This is a genomic window from Streptomyces yatensis, from assembly GCF_018069625.1.
Lineage (GTDB): Bacteria > Actinomycetota > Actinomycetes > Streptomycetales > Streptomycetaceae > Streptomyces > Streptomyces yatensis.
On record NZ_CP072941.1, the window covers coordinates 8,371,214 to 8,385,694 of the forward strand.

13 protein-coding genes and 2 pseudogenes are annotated in these 14,481 nt (G+C 70.8%); 9 read left to right on the plus strand and 6 right to left on the minus strand.

Features of this window, described 5'->3' with window-relative positions; all coding sequences use genetic code 11:
• Positions 1-3: 3 nt before the first annotated feature.
• Positions 4-882, plus strand: a complete 879-nt coding sequence (locus tag J8403_RS34960; protein ID WP_211128586.1) for a helix-turn-helix domain-containing protein — start codon at positions 4-6, stop codon at positions 880-882.
• 40 nt (positions 883-922) lie between these two features.
• On the opposite strand, the gene J8403_RS34965 is transcribed toward J8403_RS34960, so the two are convergent.
• A complete protein-coding gene (locus tag J8403_RS34965) occupies positions 923-1,753 on the minus strand; it encodes an isocitrate lyase/PEP mutase family protein (protein WP_211126636.1) in 831 nt (276 codons plus the stop codon).
• Positions 1,754-2,141: 388 nt separating this feature from the next.
• Between J8403_RS34965 and J8403_RS34970 the strand changes: the two genes are divergently transcribed.
• The 4 genes and pseudogenes from J8403_RS34970 (at position 2,142) to J8403_RS34985 (ending at position 7,932) form a co-directional block, all read left to right on the plus strand.
• The gene (locus tag J8403_RS34970) at positions 2,142-5,543 is read left to right on the plus strand and encodes a CARDB domain-containing protein (protein ID WP_211126637.1); all 3,402 of its coding nucleotides are present in this window, start codon (positions 2,142-2,144) and stop codon (positions 5,541-5,543) included.
• A gap of 92 nt (positions 5,544-5,635) precedes the next feature.
• Positions 5,636-6,457 (plus strand): HEAT repeat domain-containing protein, encoded by an 822-nt coding sequence (locus J8403_RS34975; RefSeq protein WP_425519855.1) that lies wholly within the window; start codon positions 5,636-5,638, stop codon positions 6,455-6,457.
• Positions 6,451-7,455 (plus strand): annotated as a pseudogene (locus tag J8403_RS34980) (MerR family transcriptional regulator); the annotation flags it as partial. The gene J8403_RS34975 and the pseudogene J8403_RS34980, both read left to right, overlap by 7 nt.
• 114 nt (positions 7,456-7,569) lie before the next feature.
• Entirely contained in the window at positions 7,570-7,932 is a 363-nt protein-coding gene (locus J8403_RS34985; protein ID WP_246586417.1) for a cupin domain-containing protein, read from the plus strand.
• Between the two features lie 160 nt (positions 7,933-8,092).
• Here the strand turns inward: J8403_RS34985 and J8403_RS34990 are convergent, their stop codons facing one another.
• Entirely contained in the window at positions 8,093-9,544 is a 1,452-nt protein-coding gene (locus J8403_RS34990) for an amidase (protein ID WP_211126638.1), read from the minus strand.
• Positions 9,545-9,776: 232 nt separating this feature from the next.
• Between J8403_RS34990 and J8403_RS34995 the strand changes: the two genes are divergently transcribed.
• A complete protein-coding gene (locus J8403_RS34995; RefSeq protein ID WP_211126639.1) occupies positions 9,777-10,211 on the plus strand; it encodes a spore germination protein GerW family protein in 435 nt (144 codons plus the stop codon).
• A gap of 28 nt (positions 10,212-10,239) precedes the next feature.
• Here the strand turns inward: J8403_RS34995 and J8403_RS44000 are convergent.
• Positions 10,240-10,392, minus strand: a pseudogene (locus J8403_RS44000) (muconolactone Delta-isomerase family protein); the annotation flags it as partial.
• Positions 10,393-10,604: 212 nt separating this feature from the next.
• Between J8403_RS44000 and J8403_RS35005 the strand changes: the two are divergent.
• A complete protein-coding gene (locus J8403_RS35005) occupies positions 10,605-11,225 on the plus strand; it encodes a TetR/AcrR family transcriptional regulator (RefSeq protein WP_211126640.1) in 621 nt (206 codons plus the stop codon).
• A gap of 170 nt (positions 11,226-11,395) precedes the next feature.
• Here J8403_RS35005 and J8403_RS35010 read toward each other — a convergent pair whose 3' ends face one another.
• Complete coding sequence (locus J8403_RS35010) at positions 11,396-11,971, minus strand: TetR/AcrR family transcriptional regulator (protein WP_211126641.1); 576 nt, start codon at positions 11,969-11,971, stop codon at positions 11,396-11,398.
• 104 nt (positions 11,972-12,075) lie between these two features.
• On the opposite strand from J8403_RS35010, the gene J8403_RS35015 reads away from it, so the two are divergent.
• Positions 12,076-12,531, plus strand: coding sequence for an anthrone oxygenase family protein (locus J8403_RS35015; RefSeq protein WP_211126642.1), 456 nt, complete (start codon positions 12,076-12,078; stop codon positions 12,529-12,531).
• A gap of 13 nt (positions 12,532-12,544) precedes the next feature.
• Here the strand turns inward: J8403_RS35015 and J8403_RS35020 are convergent, their stop codons facing one another.
• Both J8403_RS35020 and J8403_RS35025 read right to left on the minus strand, forming a co-directional pair.
• Positions 12,545-13,306 (minus strand): SDR family NAD(P)-dependent oxidoreductase, encoded by a 762-nt coding sequence (locus J8403_RS35020; RefSeq protein WP_211126643.1) that lies wholly within the window; start codon positions 13,304-13,306, stop codon positions 12,545-12,547.
• Positions 13,303-13,725 carry a VOC family protein gene (locus tag J8403_RS35025; protein WP_211126644.1) on the minus strand — a complete coding sequence of 141 codons (423 nt, stop codon included), beginning with the start codon at positions 13,723-13,725 and terminating at the stop codon, positions 13,303-13,305. The genes J8403_RS35020 and J8403_RS35025 overlap by 4 nt, the downstream gene beginning before the upstream one ends.
• Before the next feature lie 54 nt (positions 13,726-13,779).
• On the opposite strand from J8403_RS35025, the gene J8403_RS35030 reads away from it, so the two are divergent.
• Positions 13,780-14,469 carry a GntR family transcriptional regulator gene (locus tag J8403_RS35030; protein ID WP_246586137.1) on the plus strand — a complete coding sequence of 230 codons (690 nt, stop codon included), beginning with the start codon at positions 13,780-13,782 and terminating at the stop codon, positions 14,467-14,469.
• Positions 14,470-14,481 lie beyond the last annotated feature (12 nt).

Sequence of the window (14,481 nt, forward strand, 5' to 3'; positions counted from 1 at the left end):
GTGATGTCGGCGGGGACACCATTCGACTGGGCAGCGGTGGACGTCGCGGTCCCGCGCCCGTCCGCTCGGCTGCCGGGGGTCAGCATGGCCGGGTTCCGCCAACGTGTTCCCGCGGCGGTGGACATCGCCATGGTCGCGCACCCGTCCGTCACCCTGCTGGTCGACCTGAGCGAGGGCGAGGGCCTCGTCTACGACGCACACGGCCAACACGGGCGCGGCAGTGTCGTCGTCGGCCTCCACCCCGGCGAGCTCCGGGCGGGCGGCCGGGTGGGCGAGTGCCTCCAGATCCGGCTGGAGCCGGTCGCGGCGGCCGCGGTGCTCGGCCCGTCGCCCGAGCTCAGCGGGACGGTGGTGGCCCTCGATGACCTCTGGGGCCCCGATGCCGGGCGAGCCGAGGAGAGGCTGCGTGCCGCCGCGTCGTGGGACGACCGGTTCGCGATCGCGGTGGACCTCCTCGGCCGATGGCTCGGCACGCGCCCACCGGTCGCGCCGGAGGTCGCCCATGTCTGGCGGCGGACGCTCACCGGCCGGGGGCGGGTCCGGGTCGAGCGTCTGGCGGAGGAGGTCGGCTGGAGCCGCAAGCGGCTCTCGGCCCGCTTCCGGTCCCAGCTCGGCATCACACCCAAACGCGCCGCCCGATTGGTGCGGTTCGACCACGCGGCCCACCTACTCGCGGCGGGCCGCGCCGCCGCCGACGTTGCCACCGAGAGCGGCTACGTCGACCAGTCCCATCTCCACCGCGAGGTCAAGGCGTTCACCGGGCTCACGCCCACGGCGGTGGCCGTCGCGCCGTGGCTCGCGATCGACGACGTGGCGTGGCCGGGCTCATCGTCACCCCGCAGGCCGCCTGGGGTGATCGCGGGGACGCAACCCGCTTCGTGAGGGGTACGCAACCCACCTCATGAGCGGGACGCAACCCACCTCATGAGACGGCCACCCGGGGCTCGGAGAGCAGCGCGTTGAGTTCCGGGAAGGGGATCGCGCCGTCGAGGGAGCCGTAGCCACCGGTGTCGAAGAGCTCCCGCGCCGCGCGGCGAGCGGCAGCGTACGCGGCCTGCGCCACGCCGGAGCCCAGGCTGACGCGGGCCACGCCGAGAGCCCCCAGCTCGGCGACGGCCGGGGCGCCGGGGCCGGCCATGACGTTCAGCGGTCCCGAGATGTCCATGGCCAGCGCCGCGATCGTGGCGCTGTCGGTGACACCGGGGACGAAGATGCCGTCCGCACCCGCGTCCAGGTACATGTGCGCCCGGGACAGGGTTTCCCCGAGCCGGGTGTCCGGGTTCCCGAGCCCCAACAGGTAGGTGTCGATACGGGCGTTGAGGAAGAGGTCCGCCCCCGCCCGGTCGGCGGCCCGCCGGGCGGCCCCCAGTCGCGTCGCGAACTCGCCCGGGGGCCTGGTGCCGTCTTCGATGTTGACGCCGACGGCGCCCGCCGCGAGCACCCCGGTGATGGTCTCGGCGACGTCGGCCGCGTCCCGCCCGTACCCGCCCTCGATGTCGGCGGTGACCGGCACCGCCACCGCGGCGGTGATGCGGGAGATCGTCTCCAATGCCAGGTCGCGGGCGAGCGCGTCGCCGTCCGGGCAGCCCAGCGACCAGGCGACACCGGCGCTGGTGGTGGCGATCGCGGAGGCGCCCGCGGATTCGATGACGCGAGCGCTCGCCGCGTCCCAGGCGTTGGCGAGGGCGAGGGGTCCGGCGAGGGTGTGCAGGGAGCGGAAGAGGCGGGCTTTGGCCTGCTGCGTGGCGGTCATGCGCCCAGCCAAACACTCGCCGGGTGGTCCTTTCCGGCGGGAATCCGACATCGGCGTCGAGGTTGCCGAAGACGGTGCGCGCCGGCCGGCCGAAGCGCTCGGTCACCAAGTACTCCGCTGTGCCAGGCCGTTGACAAAGTCGATGGGCAGTAGAAATCTGTCGTCAAGGCACTGCAAAAGATAGACGAAATTACTCAACTCTTGCACTGCGGCTGGCTCGGCTTCTCCACCGCGACATCGTCCGGGCCCGCTGAACACCGTCATCGTCCACCAGGCGCACCGCTCCCTCATGCCTGCGTGCTCCCTGCCCCGAGAAACCTGCGCGTCTGTGGGCGGCGGGTGGCGGGGCCGGTCGCGGGCGCTCAGGGGAAGGGATCGAGAGGGCCTCATGAGAAGAAGACATCACGGTCGGCGGTTAGCCGCCGGGCTGGTGACGGCGGGTCTGCTCACGGTCGGGCTGCTGCCCGTGGCAGCACATGCCGCGGAGGGAGCGAACCTGGCGCTGGGCAGGCCGGTGACGGCCAGTGGGGCACACGGCTCCTATCCGGCGAGCAATGTCACCGACGGCAGCCAGTCCTCCTACTGGGAGGGGCCCGCGGGCTCGTTCCCGCAGTGGGTGCAGGTCGACCTCGGGAACAAGGCGGACATCGACGAGGTGGTGCTGAAGCTCCCCGCCTCGTGGGAGTCCCGCACCGAGGGCGTCAGGGTCCAGGCCAGCGCCGACGGCCAGAACTTCACCACGGTGGTCGCCGACGCGCGCAAGGACTTCTCGCCGTCGTCCGGCAACACCGTGGCGCTCGATGTCACGGCCGAGGCGCGGTACGTGCGCGTACAGGTGACTGGCAACACCGGTTGGAACGCCGCCCAGCTCTCCGAGGTGGAGGTGCGCGGGGAGGCCGGCGGGGAGGACCCCGGGGACCCGCCCGCGGGCACCAACCTGGCCCTGCGCAAGCCGATCGAGGCGTCGTCGACCACCCAGAACTACGTGGCGAGCAACGCCAACGACGGCAGCACCGCCAGCTACTGGGAGGCGAGCGGGCAGTCCTCGACGCTCACCGCGAAGCTCGGCGCCGACGCCGATCTGACCGGCGTCGTCGTCAAGCTGAACCCCGATCCCGTCTGGAGCACCCGGTCGCAGAGCATCCAGGTGCTGGGGCGGCCGATCGGGGAGTCCGGTTTCACCTCGCTGAAGGACCGGGCCGACTACACGTTCAACCCGTCGCAGAACAAGAACACGGTGACCATCCCGGTCACGGGCCGGTACGCGGACGTACGGCTGCAGTTCTTCGGCAACACCGGCGCCGGCGGGGGACAGGTGGCCGAGTTCGAGGTCGTCGGCTCGGCCGCGCCCGCTCCCGATCTGACCGTCACCGATCTCTCCTGGTCGCCCCAGGCGCCGTCCGAGACGGACGCGGTCACCGTGGAGGCGACGGTCCGCAACGCCGGGCCGGTCGCCGCACCCGCCACCACCGTGAACGTCAGCCTCGAGGGCGCGGTCGCCGGCAGCGGCGCCGTCGACGCGCTCGCGCCGGGCGCCTCGGTGAAGGTGCCGGTCAAGGTCGGCAAGCGGCCCATGGGCAGCTACACCGTGTCCGCCGTCGTCGACCCGACCGACACGGTCGCCGAACTCGACAACAGCAACAACAGCCGCAACGCCGCCACGAAGCTGGTCGTCGGCCAGGCCCCCGGGCCGGACCTGGAGGTCAGCGGCATCACCACCAACCCCTCCAGCCCGGCCGTCGGCGCCAAGGTCACCTTCACCGTCGCCGTGCACAACAGGGGTACGAGCGCGGTGCCCGCCGGATCGGTCACCCGGCTCACCGTCGGCGAGACCACGCTGAACGGCACGGCGGGCGCCATCCCGGCCGGTGGCACCGCCACCGTGGCCATCGACGGCAGCTGGACCGCCACCAACGGTGGAGCGACGCTCACCGCGACGGCCGACGCCACCGGCACCGTCGCCGAGACCAACGAGGACAACAACACCTTCGCCCGCTCCCTCGTCGTCGGACGCGGCGCCGCCGTGCCGTACACCGAGTACGAGGCCGAGGACGGCCGGTACGACGGGACCCTGCTGAAGTCGGACGCCAAGCGCACCTTCGGGCACACCAACTTCGCCACCGAGTCCTCCGGGCGCGCATCGGTCCGACTCGACAGCACGGGGCAGTACGTGGAGTTCACCTCCACCACACCGTCCAACTCGATCGTCGTCCGCAACTCCATCCCGGACGCGGCAGCAGGTGGCGGCAAGGAGGCCACCATCAGCCTCTACGCGGACGGGAAGTTCGTCCGCAAACTCACCCTGTCCTCCAAGCACAGCTGGCTCTACGGCACCACCGACGATCCCGAGGGCCTGACCAATCGGCCCGGTGGCGACGCCCGGCGGCTGTTCGACGAGTCCCACGCCCTGCTCACCGACTCCTACCCGGTGGGCACCAAGTTCCGGCTCCAGCGGGATGCCGGTGACGACGCGGCCTTCTACATCATCGACCTGGTCGACCTGGAGCAGGTCGCGGCACCGGCCACCAAGCCCGCCGACTGCGTCTCCATCACCGACTACGGGGCCGTGCCCAACGACGGCATCGACGACGCGGACGCCATCCAGCGCGCCGTCACGGCGGACCAGGAGGGCCGGATCCCCTGCGTGTGGATCCCCGCGGGCCAGTGGCGCCAGGAGAAGAAGATCCTCACCGACGACCCGCAGAACCACGGCCAGTACAACCAGATGGGCATCCGGGACGTCACCATCCGCGGCGCCGGGATGTGGCACTCCCAGCTCTACTCGCTCATCCCGCCCCAGGAAGCGGGCGGCATCAACCACCCCCACGAGGGCAACTTCGGCTTCGACATCGACGACAACACCAAGATCTCCGATATCGCCATCTTCGGCTCCGGCACCATCCGCGGTGGCGACGGCGGCGCCGAGGGCGGCGTCGGGCTCAACGGCCGCTTCGGCAAGAACACCAAGATCACCAACGTATGGCTCGAACACGCCAACGTCGGCGCCTGGGTCGGCCGCGACTACTCCAACATCCCCGAGCTGTGGGGGCCCGGTGACGGCCTCGAATTCAGCGGCGTACGGATCCGCAACACCTACGCCGACGGCGTCAACTTCACCAACGGCACCCGCAATTCGACCGTTTACAACTCCTCCTTCCGCAACACCGGCGACGACTCACTCGCCGTCTGGGCCAACAAGTACGTCAAGGACACCTCGACGGACATCGGCCACGACAACCACTTCCGCAACAACACCGTCCAACTGCCCTGGCGGGCCAACGGCATCGCGGTCTACGGCGGCTACGGCAACACGATCGAGAACAACCTGATCTCCGACACCATGAACTACCCGGGGATCATGCTCGCCACGGACCACGACCCGCTGCCCTTCTCGGGCCAGACGCTCATCGCCAACAACGGCCTGTACCGCACGGGCGGCGCGTTCTGGGGCGAGGCGCAGGAGTTCGGCGCGATCACCCTGTTCGCCCAGGGGCAGGACATCCCCGGGGTCACGATCCGCGACACCGACATCCACGACTCCACCTACGACGGCATCCAGTTCAAGACGGGCGGCGGCGCGATGCCCGGTGTCCGGATCGAGAACGTCACCATCGACAAGTCCACCAACGGGTCCGGGATCCTCGCGATGAGCGGGGCGCGCGGCAGCGCCACGCTGACGAACGTGACGATCACCAACTCGGCCGAGGGCGACGTGGTGAAGGAGCCGGGCTCGCAGTTCGTGATCAACGGCTCCGCGAACGGGGCCTCCGCATCCGCGTCGCGCGACTGAGCGCTGTTCCCAGGGTGCACCGGTTTCGGCCCGTGACCAGCGGATCTTCCGATCCGCCGGTCACGGGCTTGACCTTGACACGGTGATAACGTGTGCCCTGGGTGCAGGAGGTGGCCCCGATCAACACATCCATCGGAACCCCGCAGAACACCCGCGTGGCCAACGCCCTGAGCGCCGAGGACTCATCGGTCCGGCTTCAGGCGGCCCTTGCGGTCGGCTCGAACCCCGACCCCGGCTTCCTGGAGCCGCTCGTCGAGCGGTGCGCCATCGAGCCGGACTTCTTCGTACGGGACATGCTGTCCTGGGCGCTGACCCGGCTCCCACCGGAGATCACCCTGCCCCGGATCCGCCAGGAACTCGACTCCGAGCGCGCTCAGGCCCGCGGCCAGGCGTTGCACACGCTCTCCAAGATCGGCGACAAGGGCGCATGGGCCTGGATCACCCGCGACCTGCTGCACGACGCCGACGACGAGGTGGCGCGGACCGCGTGGCGCGTCGCGGTCGTCCTCGTACCCGAGGACGAGCGGGAGGGCCTGGCCGAGGAGCTGGTCACGCGGCTCGGCCGCGGCGACCGCGAGGTGCGGCTGAGCCTGAGCCGGGCCCTGGTCGACCTCGGCGAGGTGACCGAACCCGCCCTGGGGCGGGCCGCGGCGAACCCCGACCCGGAGGTGGCCACGCACGCCCGTGCCACCGAGCTGCTCCGGCAGAACCCGGAGACCGGATTCGACGCGGCGATCGAGGAGGCGAAGCGAGTGGTCACGCTCGGCCCGGAAGGAGCCGCTGCCGCGGAGGCCGCTGCCGCCGCGGCTGCGCCGGGAGTCACCGAGGGTGCGGAGGCCGCGGCGTCCGCGAAGGCTGCGGCGTCCGCGAACGCTGCGGAGACCGCGGAGACTACGGAGATCGCGGATTGCTGATCGGCGAGGTGGCCCGTCACTCGGGCGTGAGCGCCCGGATGCTCCGGCACTACGACGCCCTCGGGCTGGTACGCCCGACCGGCCGCACCGTCGGCGGCTACCGCGAGTACTCCGCCGAGGACGTCCGCAGAATCTTCCACGTGGAGAGCCTGCGGTCCCTCGGGCTCTCGCTCAAACAGATCGGGCGCGCGCTGGACGACCCGGCCTTCACCCCGGCCGCCCTGGTCAGCGACCTCATTCAATGGACGGAAGACCGCCTGGCGCGGGAAGCGGAGCTGCTCGACCGGCTCCGCGCGATCGACGCGTCGGCGCCCACCGGCTGGCAGGACGTCCTGCGCATCGTCGAACTCATGCAGGGGCTCAACTCGACCAGCGCCGCGCGCAGGCAGCAGGCGATCCTGGCCCGGCCGGGGGATGTGCCGGTGCCCGCCGAACTGCTGGCCGGGGCGGTCCTGGCCGAATCCGACCCCAATGTCGCGGGCGCCCTGCGCTGGGCGCTCGCCCGATCGGGCGGCGACGGCGTGGCGACGCTGGCCGCTGGTGTGCACGCGGAGGACGTCGACATCCGGCGGCGCGCGGTACTGGCGATCGCCGGACTGCCCGAGACCCCGGGCGCGACCGCGGTGCTCGTGGACGCCCTCGGGGACCCGGACCCGAGGGTGCGCAGACAGGCCGCTCTGGCGTTGGGCAGACGTGGCGTGACCGCGGCCGTGCCGACCCTCGTCGCCATGGTGGTCGAGGGCTCCAACGACGTCGACGCGGCGGAGGTCCTGGGAGCGCTGTCCCAGGACCCCGGGTGCGCGGACCGGATCACGACCGCGCTGGCCGACGAACTCGCCGCCCCCACCGCCGACTCCGCGACACGGATCCGCCTGGCCCAGGCGCTGGTCGAGCTGTCGGGAACCACCGTGCGGGAGGTCCTGCGCCAACTGACCCACGACGACGACCGCGCTGTCGCCCTCGTCGCCTCGTCCTTCGTCGGGCTTCTCGAGGAGCGGAGGCGGGGCTGTCACAAACAGGGAGGCCATCTTGTCCTTTCTATGGACAGTCCCTGTTTGGAGGAACCCATGAGTGCTGAGCACGCACACCTGCCACATGGCGTTGAGGTGATCATGACCCTGCCGGAGGCGTCGGACCGGATCCCGGCCGGCGCCGAGGCCAGGACCGTTCGGGTCACCCTGGCGCCCGGTGATCCTGGCGCGCCGCCGCACCGGCACCCCGGACCGCTGTATGGCTATGTGACCGAGGGCGAGATCCTCTTCGAGCTGGAAGGGGAGGCGCCGAGGGTGCTCAAGGCCGGTGACGCCGTGTTCGAGCCCGGCGGGGACGTGATCCACTACCAGGGCGCCAACAACCTTCCGGACGCGCAGTCGCAGCTGGTGGTGACCATGTTCGCGCCTCCCGGTACCCCGGTCCTTACCGCGGTCAGCCCGGAGGAGCTGGCCGAACGACGGCACCTGCGGGTGGGCAACTGAACAGCGTGGCCAACTGAAAAGCGTGGCTGACTGAATAGCGTGGCCAACTGAACATCTCAGTTGCCCGTGTGCGGGGGTAGCCGGACCACCTAGCCCTGACCCGGCTACCCCACACAGATTGCCCTGGGCCGCAGTCGCGGACACCCGGCAGTATTACGTCCTACTCCGGTGCCTGGAAGCCACCGATCTTCCGCTCGAGCAGCTCGGCCAGCCGCAGCGGGGTGCGGTCCTCGAACATCGGGCCGATGAGCTGCACTCCCACCGGCAGACCCTCGGGGGACCGGCCCGCCGGTATGGCGGTGGCGGGCAGGCCGGGCATGGTGGGCAGACCGGCCCAGACGAGCTGGTCGAGGTACGGGTACGCGACACCGTCGATGTCGATCCGGCGTTCCAGCCGATCGGGGTTGTGGTCGTGCGGGAACGCGGGAGTGGGCGTGATGGGACACACCACGGCGTCGAACTCGGCGAAGAGCTGCCGCCAGCCATGGCGGTGGCGCTCGCGACGGTCGTTCGCCGCGATCCAGTCGCGGTGGCTGAACACCATGCCGCGCAGCCGCGCCGCATCGAGACTCTGGTCGTCCGCGCTCAGCGCGGCGGCGCCGGCCCGCAGCTCCTCGTACGCTTCGAGGGGGAAACGCGCGACCAGGCTCGAGAACAGCAACTGTGCGTAGAGCTTGGCGGCTTCGGTCAGATCGGGCAGCAGCGGACTGTGCCGTTCGACGCGGGCGCCGTCGTCGGCGAGCGCGTCGGCCACCCGGTTCAGGCCCGCTCGTACGGCGGACCCGGTCGGAATGAGCGGATGCTCGTCGAGGACCAGGACCCGGAAGTCGCGGAGCCGCTCATGGCGCGCGGGCGGCAGCGTCACGGTGTGCGCCACACCCAGCGTCAGCGGGTCCGGCCCGGCCATCACGTCGAGCAGGAGCGCGAGGTCGCGGGCCGTGCGTGCCATCGGACCGACGACGGCGAGGTCGGAGTCGGTCGGCAAGGCCGGTGCGGGCGGCGGGACCATGCCGCGGCCGGCCGCGAGCCCGAGGGTCGGCTTATGTGCGTAGACACCGCAGAAATGCGCGGGGGTGCGCAAGGAACCGCCGATGTCGGAGCCGATGGACAGCGCGCCGAATCCGCACGCCAGGGCCGCCGCCGATCCGCCGGAGGACCCACCCGGGGTACGACCGTGATCCCACGGGTTATTGGTGGTGCCGTAAATCTCGTTGAAGCTCTGCACATCCTGCAGCCCCAACGGCACATTGGTCTTGCCGAGCACCACCGCGCCCGCGTCCTTGAGCCGCGACACCTGCACCGCGTCCTCGGCGGGCATGAAGTTCCGATGTGGTGGCATGCCCCAGGTCGTGGGCAGCCCGGCGATGTTGTAGGACTCCTTGACCGTCACCGGAATGCCGAGCAGCGGCCGGTCCTCACCACGGGCACGCGCCTCGTCGGCACCGCGCGCGGCGGCCCGTGCCCGGTCGAAGTCCGGCACACAGATCGCGTTGATCGCCTTGTCGTCCCGCTCAATACGGGCGATCGCCTGATCGGTCAGTTCCGCCGAGGTCACTTCACCGGCACGCAAAGCGGCCACGAGGTTTTCGGCCGTCTGAAAATTCCACTCCATAAATCCGACCGTATCGGCCTGGGGAACAGGCCACGAAATACCGATCGGCGCAACGGAATGGACGTCTCCATACGCATCAAGTTCCGCTCCGCCATAGACCATTCGCCCGCCCGGCGCCAATGTCTCGTTCTCTTGTCATGACTCAACACAGCCGTCCCACCACACCGACTAAGCTCATCGCGCGGGCGCGCGAAGGACGACGACTCGGCAGCACCGCCCCAGGAGGCACCCGATGACCGCTCCGGACGACAGAGCCCGGCCCGTCCCGCCGGCGCGCATGACCGCCGACCAAGCCTCCGCCACCCTGCTGGAGCGTCTCGCGGACGAACTCGGCAGCCTGACCTCGGGGAGGGTCGTTTACGGCGAGCCCGTCACCAACGGGGGCGTCACCGTCATTCCGGTCGCCGAGGTCAGTGTCGGCTTCGGCTTGGGCTTCGGCGGTGGTGCGGGATCCGAGGGCGATGCGGGCAAGACCGGCGGCGAAGGTGCGGGAGGTGGAGGAGTCCGGGCCCGGCCCCGCGGCTTCATCGAGATCAAGAACGGCACCGTCACCTACAAACCGTTCCGGAATCCCTGGCTGGATGCCGCCGTGCCGCTCGCCGCTCTCCTGGCAGGCACCGCTCTCCCAGGACTGACACGCCGCCTGGCCAAGCGTTGCCGGGGGTGAGGGCGGCTGGAACGCCCCTTTCGCCCAGGAGCTCGCCCACCGGGCGCCACAGCCGGACCAGGTGGCCGGTGGCGGCGAACTCCTTCGCCCGGACGGACTCGTCGGCGCGGCGGCGGCTGACCTCGGCGGGGTCGGTGCCCTCGGGCACGGTGGTGGTGAGCTCGACCAGGGACTCCTTCATGATCATGTTCCGCTCCGCGAGTGAGGCAGGGGTCGCGGGGCGGTCGAGCTGAACCGTCTCGCGGGCGACCGGTCGGCCGAGGTTAGTGGACCGGTCGTCTAGATATAGCCACCAGCATAAACCCACGGTGGCCAGGCCGACCCCGGGCGCCCGGCCGAGCGCCCGGAGGCCGCGGATCCTCGTTATAGACGATCGGTCGTACACTTGCCGCCATGGGACGCACCAGTGATGCGAAGGAGAAGATCCTCAACGCCGCGCACTCGCTCATCGAACTGCGCGGTTACTCGGCGCTGGGTGTCGCCGAGATCTGCAAGGCGGCCGACGTCCCCAAGGGCAGCTTCTACTACTTCTTCGAGTCGAAGGAGGCTCTCGCCCTGGCCGTCCTCGACGAGCACTGGCACGCGCAGCGCGACGACTGGGCCCGGGCCCTGGAGGACGACGCGGAGCCGCTCACGCGGCTGCGCCGGCTGTTCCAGCAGACCCAGGCCGGTCTGCGGGCGGGACAGCAGAGCTGTGGAACGGTCTCCGGGTGCATGTTCGGCAACCTCACCCTGGAGCTGAGCAATCAGACCGAGCCCATCCGCGCTCGCCTTCAGCAGATCTTCGACGCCCAGGTGGAGATGGTCGATACGGTCATCGCCGAAGCCCGGGAGCGCGGGGAGGCCACCGTCGGCGACACCCGTGACGCCGCCCGGTCGGTCGTCGCCCAGCTCGAGGGCCAGGTGCTGTTCGCCAAGCTCTACAACAACACCCAGCACCTCGAAGCCCTGTGGGAGAACTGCCTGGCGCTGCTTTCCGCACGCCCGACGGGCATGGCGGCCGTCAACTCCTGAGCGGTCCGGGCGCGATCGGGTGCTGACTCGGTCGCGCCGACTCCGATGACCCATGGCCGGCGGCGCGGGTCACAACCTCCCCGGGCGGTACGGCCAGGGGTCGCCGCGGCCGGTGGCCGGCTGGCCCCGTGCGGCGTCCGCAGCGCGCAGGCCCGGGCGTCCCGCGGGCCTCAGCGGGGGATGAAGCGGTCGATCAGGAGGTCGAGGCGCTGGGGAACTTGGTCGGCGGGCATGCGTCCGGCACGGGTGAGCATGACCAGTCCGTGCAGCGCGGCCCAGAACGTCTCGACGAACAATCCCGGTGCGTCGGAGCCCGCGTGGTCCTGGAGCGGGTCGAGCAGGGCCTGGTACCCCTCGCGCAGGGGGGCGGGGGTGGCCTCGTCGGCGAAGGGCAGGCCGTTGTCGAGACTGAACATCGCGTCGTACAGGGCGTGGTTGCGCTCGGCGAAGTCGGTGTAGGCGTGGGCCAGCGCGGTCACCGCCTCCCGGTCGGCCGGCCCTTCCGGCACCGCGGCGCGCAACGCGGCCGTCAGCTCGGCGAATCCCTCCAGCGCGACCGCTCCCACGATCTCGTTCCGGCTGCGGAAGTGGCTGTAGAGCACGGGCTGGCTGTACTCGATCCGCTCGGCGAGCCGGCGTGTGGTGACCGCGTCCCAGCCGTGGGTCTCGGCGAGTTCGCGGGCCGTTGAGACGATCAGTTGGTGGCGGTGGGCCCGCTCGCGTGCCTTGCGTTCGTGTACCGACATGACCCGATCCTAGCACCGCTAGACAATCGTGCGTCGGCAGGTCTATCGTCGCACCAGATTCTAGCGGTGCTAGGAATGAGTGCTGGGAAAACCTTGGAGGGGACATGCGGGACGTACTGGCAGTGGTCACCGTCGTCGTGGTCGGGGTGATGGTGGGCGTGGAGTTCGCGGTGGCGGCGTTCGTCAACCCGATCCTCGACCGGCTCCCGAACGACGGCGGACTCGACGCCCGCGGCGACGGCGCGCGCGTCCTGGGCAGGGTCATGCCGTTCTGGTACATCGGCTCGGTCGTCCTCGGCGCGATATGGGCCGCGGTGACGTGGGGCGACGCGGGCGCGTCGTTCGTCACCGCGGGCACGCTCCTGCTCGTGCTGAGCGTGGTGATGTCGATCCTCCTGCTGGTGCCGATCAATTCGCGGGTCGCGAGCTGGTCGCGCGAGGGCGTGCCCGCGGACTGGAAGCAGCAGGTGGGCCGGTGGGACCGGTTTCACTACGTGCGGGTGGGCGTGATCGTGCTCGCCTTCACGCTGCTCGCCGTCGCCCTCGTCCGGGCCGGATGACCGAGGTGCTCTCTCAGGTCCGGAGGTAGGACGCGCCGTTGAGGTCGAGCACGGCTCCGGAGGACCACGCGGCCTCCGGTGAGGCCAGGTACAGCACGGCGGCGGCGACCTCCTCGGGCGTCCCGACCCGCCCGAACGGGCTCTGGCCCCGTAGCTCGTCCCCGGCGGGACCGGTCATCTTGGGGGCCTGCCGTTCGGTCGCGACGAACCCGGGGGCCACGGACGCCACCGCGATCCCGTGCGGCGCCAGCGTGACGGCCATCGACTGCCCGAACGCGTGCAGCGCGGCCTTGCTCGCGCCGTACGCGGGGAAGTCCGGCTCGCCCCGGAAGGCGCCGCGGGAACCGATGTTGACGATGCTTCCGGTGGCGCCGCGGTCGATGAGATGCCGGGCGACGCAATAGGTCATGTTCGCCGCACCCAGTAGATTGACGTCGATCATGCGGTGCCAGATCCGCTGCCAGTCCGGGTAGGACACGTCGGCCACGGAGTGCCGGTTCTCGGCGGACGGCGCGATGGCCGCGTTGTTGACCAGCACATCGACCCCGCCCAGCGTCCGCACGGCCTGCTCGACGATGTCCCGCGCCGCTTGTGGCTCACCGAGATCGCCGCCGAGCAGACCATGGCCGGAGCCGGGCAAGCCTCGCAGAGTGTCCTCGGCATCCGCGAGGCCGGTCGCGTAGTGCACCCCCACGCGGTCGCCGCGCTCGGCGAAGGCGTGGGCCACGGCCCGGCCGATGCCCCGCGACGCCCCTGTGACCAGCACCCGCCTCATCGCGCGAACACCTTCGACTCGTCACGGAACGCCTTGAACTCCAGCGCGTTGCCCGCCGGATCGTGGAGGAACATCGTCCACTGCTCCGCCGGCTCGTCCCGGAAGCGCAGGCAGGGCTCGATGACGAAGTCGGTGCCCGCCGCGCGGAGCCGGTCGGCGAGCGCGTGGAAGTCCTCCGTCGACAGCAGCAGCCCGAAGTGCGGAATCGGCACCGCCTGCCCGTCGACCGAACTGGACCCGGTGGACACGGGGCCACCGGGGACAACATGGGTCACCAGTTGATGGCCGTGCAGGTCCCAATCGACCCAGTGGCCGGTGGAACGCCCCTCGGCAAGCCCCAGGACGCCACCGTAGAACCGGCGCGCGGCATCCAGATCATCCACGGGTATGGCCAGATGCACGGCAGGACGCACAGACATGGAGCGGCTCCCTCGGCTCGGATGGCTTCAGACCTTGCAGCACCGCAGATCCCCATGTCAACATTCGACATGCCCACCGCACCGCTCCCCAAAGCCAGCCGCCGCGGACTGGCACACGAGGCCGCCGACCTCATCCGCGAGGCGATCTTCGCCGGCCACTTCCCGCCCGGATCGCCGCTGCGCGAGGTCGAACTCGCCGCCTCATTGGGGGTCAGCCGCGGATCGGTACGCGAAGGACTCGCCTTCCTCGAACGCGAAGGGCTGGTCCGGAGCGCCTGGCACCGTGGCACCACCGTCATCGACGTCACCGAGCAGGACGTCGAGGAGGTCTACGCCGTGCGCGCCGCGCTCGACCGCCTCGCGGCGACGAGCGCGCAGGCAAACGCGACCGCCGAGCAGCTGACCGAGCTGGACACCCTGGTCCGGGCGATGGCGGAGGAGGTCGGCGGCGAGGCGTCCGGCGCGCGGCTGCTCGCGCTCGACATCGCCTTCCACGACCTGATCTACGCGGCCTCGAACAACCGCAGACTCGGCGCGGCATGGCACGCCGTGCGCTCACAGGTCTATCTGTTCCAGCTCCGTCGTATCGCCCTCGGCTACGAGCACTACCGTGCCCGGGTGGTGGACGAACACCATGAACTGGCGACGCTCCTGCGCTCCGGCGACCGCGAGACGCTGGCCCGGCGCGCTGAAGAACACGTCGACTCGGCCCGCCGCGGTCTCCTCACCGGACTGCGTCCCTGAACGGCTCGGACC

What these genes read in the sequence shown, in the direction of transcription:
- J8403_RS34995 (WP_211126639.1), top strand. Translation starts at nt 9,777, where the DNA reads ATGACCGCTCCGGACGACAGAGCCCGGCCCGTCCCGCCGGCGCGCATG.
- J8403_RS34990 (WP_211126638.1), bottom strand. Translation starts at nt 9,544, where the DNA reads ATGGAGTGGAATTTTCAGACGGCCGAAAACCTCGTGGCCGCTTTGCGT.
- J8403_RS35030 (WP_246586137.1), top strand. Translation starts at nt 13,780, where the DNA reads ATGTCAACATTCGACATGCCCACCGCACCGCTCCCCAAAGCCAGCCGC.
- J8403_RS35015 (WP_211126642.1), top strand. Translation starts at nt 12,076, where the DNA reads ATGCGGGACGTACTGGCAGTGGTCACCGTCGTCGTGGTCGGGGTGATG.
- J8403_RS35005 (WP_211126640.1), top strand. Translation starts at nt 10,605, where the DNA reads ATGGGACGCACCAGTGATGCGAAGGAGAAGATCCTCAACGCCGCGCAC.
- J8403_RS34965 (WP_211126636.1), bottom strand. Translation starts at nt 1,753, where the DNA reads ATGACCGCCACGCAGCAGGCCAAAGCCCGCCTCTTCCGCTCCCTGCAC.
- J8403_RS34985 (WP_246586417.1), top strand. Translation starts at nt 7,570, where the DNA reads ATGACCCTGCCGGAGGCGTCGGACCGGATCCCGGCCGGCGCCGAGGCC.
- J8403_RS35025 (WP_211126644.1), bottom strand. Translation starts at nt 13,725, where the DNA reads ATGTCTGTGCGTCCTGCCGTGCATCTGGCCATACCCGTGGATGATCTG.
- J8403_RS35020 (WP_211126643.1), bottom strand. Translation starts at nt 13,306, where the DNA reads ATGAGGCGGGTGCTGGTCACAGGGGCGTCGCGGGGCATCGGCCGGGCC.
- J8403_RS34960 (WP_211128586.1), top strand. Translation starts at nt 4, where the DNA reads ATGTCGGCGGGGACACCATTCGACTGGGCAGCGGTGGACGTCGCGGTC.
- J8403_RS35010 (WP_211126641.1), bottom strand. Translation starts at nt 11,971, where the DNA reads ATGTCGGTACACGAACGCAAGGCACGCGAGCGGGCCCACCGCCACCAA.
- J8403_RS34970 (WP_211126637.1), top strand. Translation starts at nt 2,142, where the DNA reads ATGAGAAGAAGACATCACGGTCGGCGGTTAGCCGCCGGGCTGGTGACG.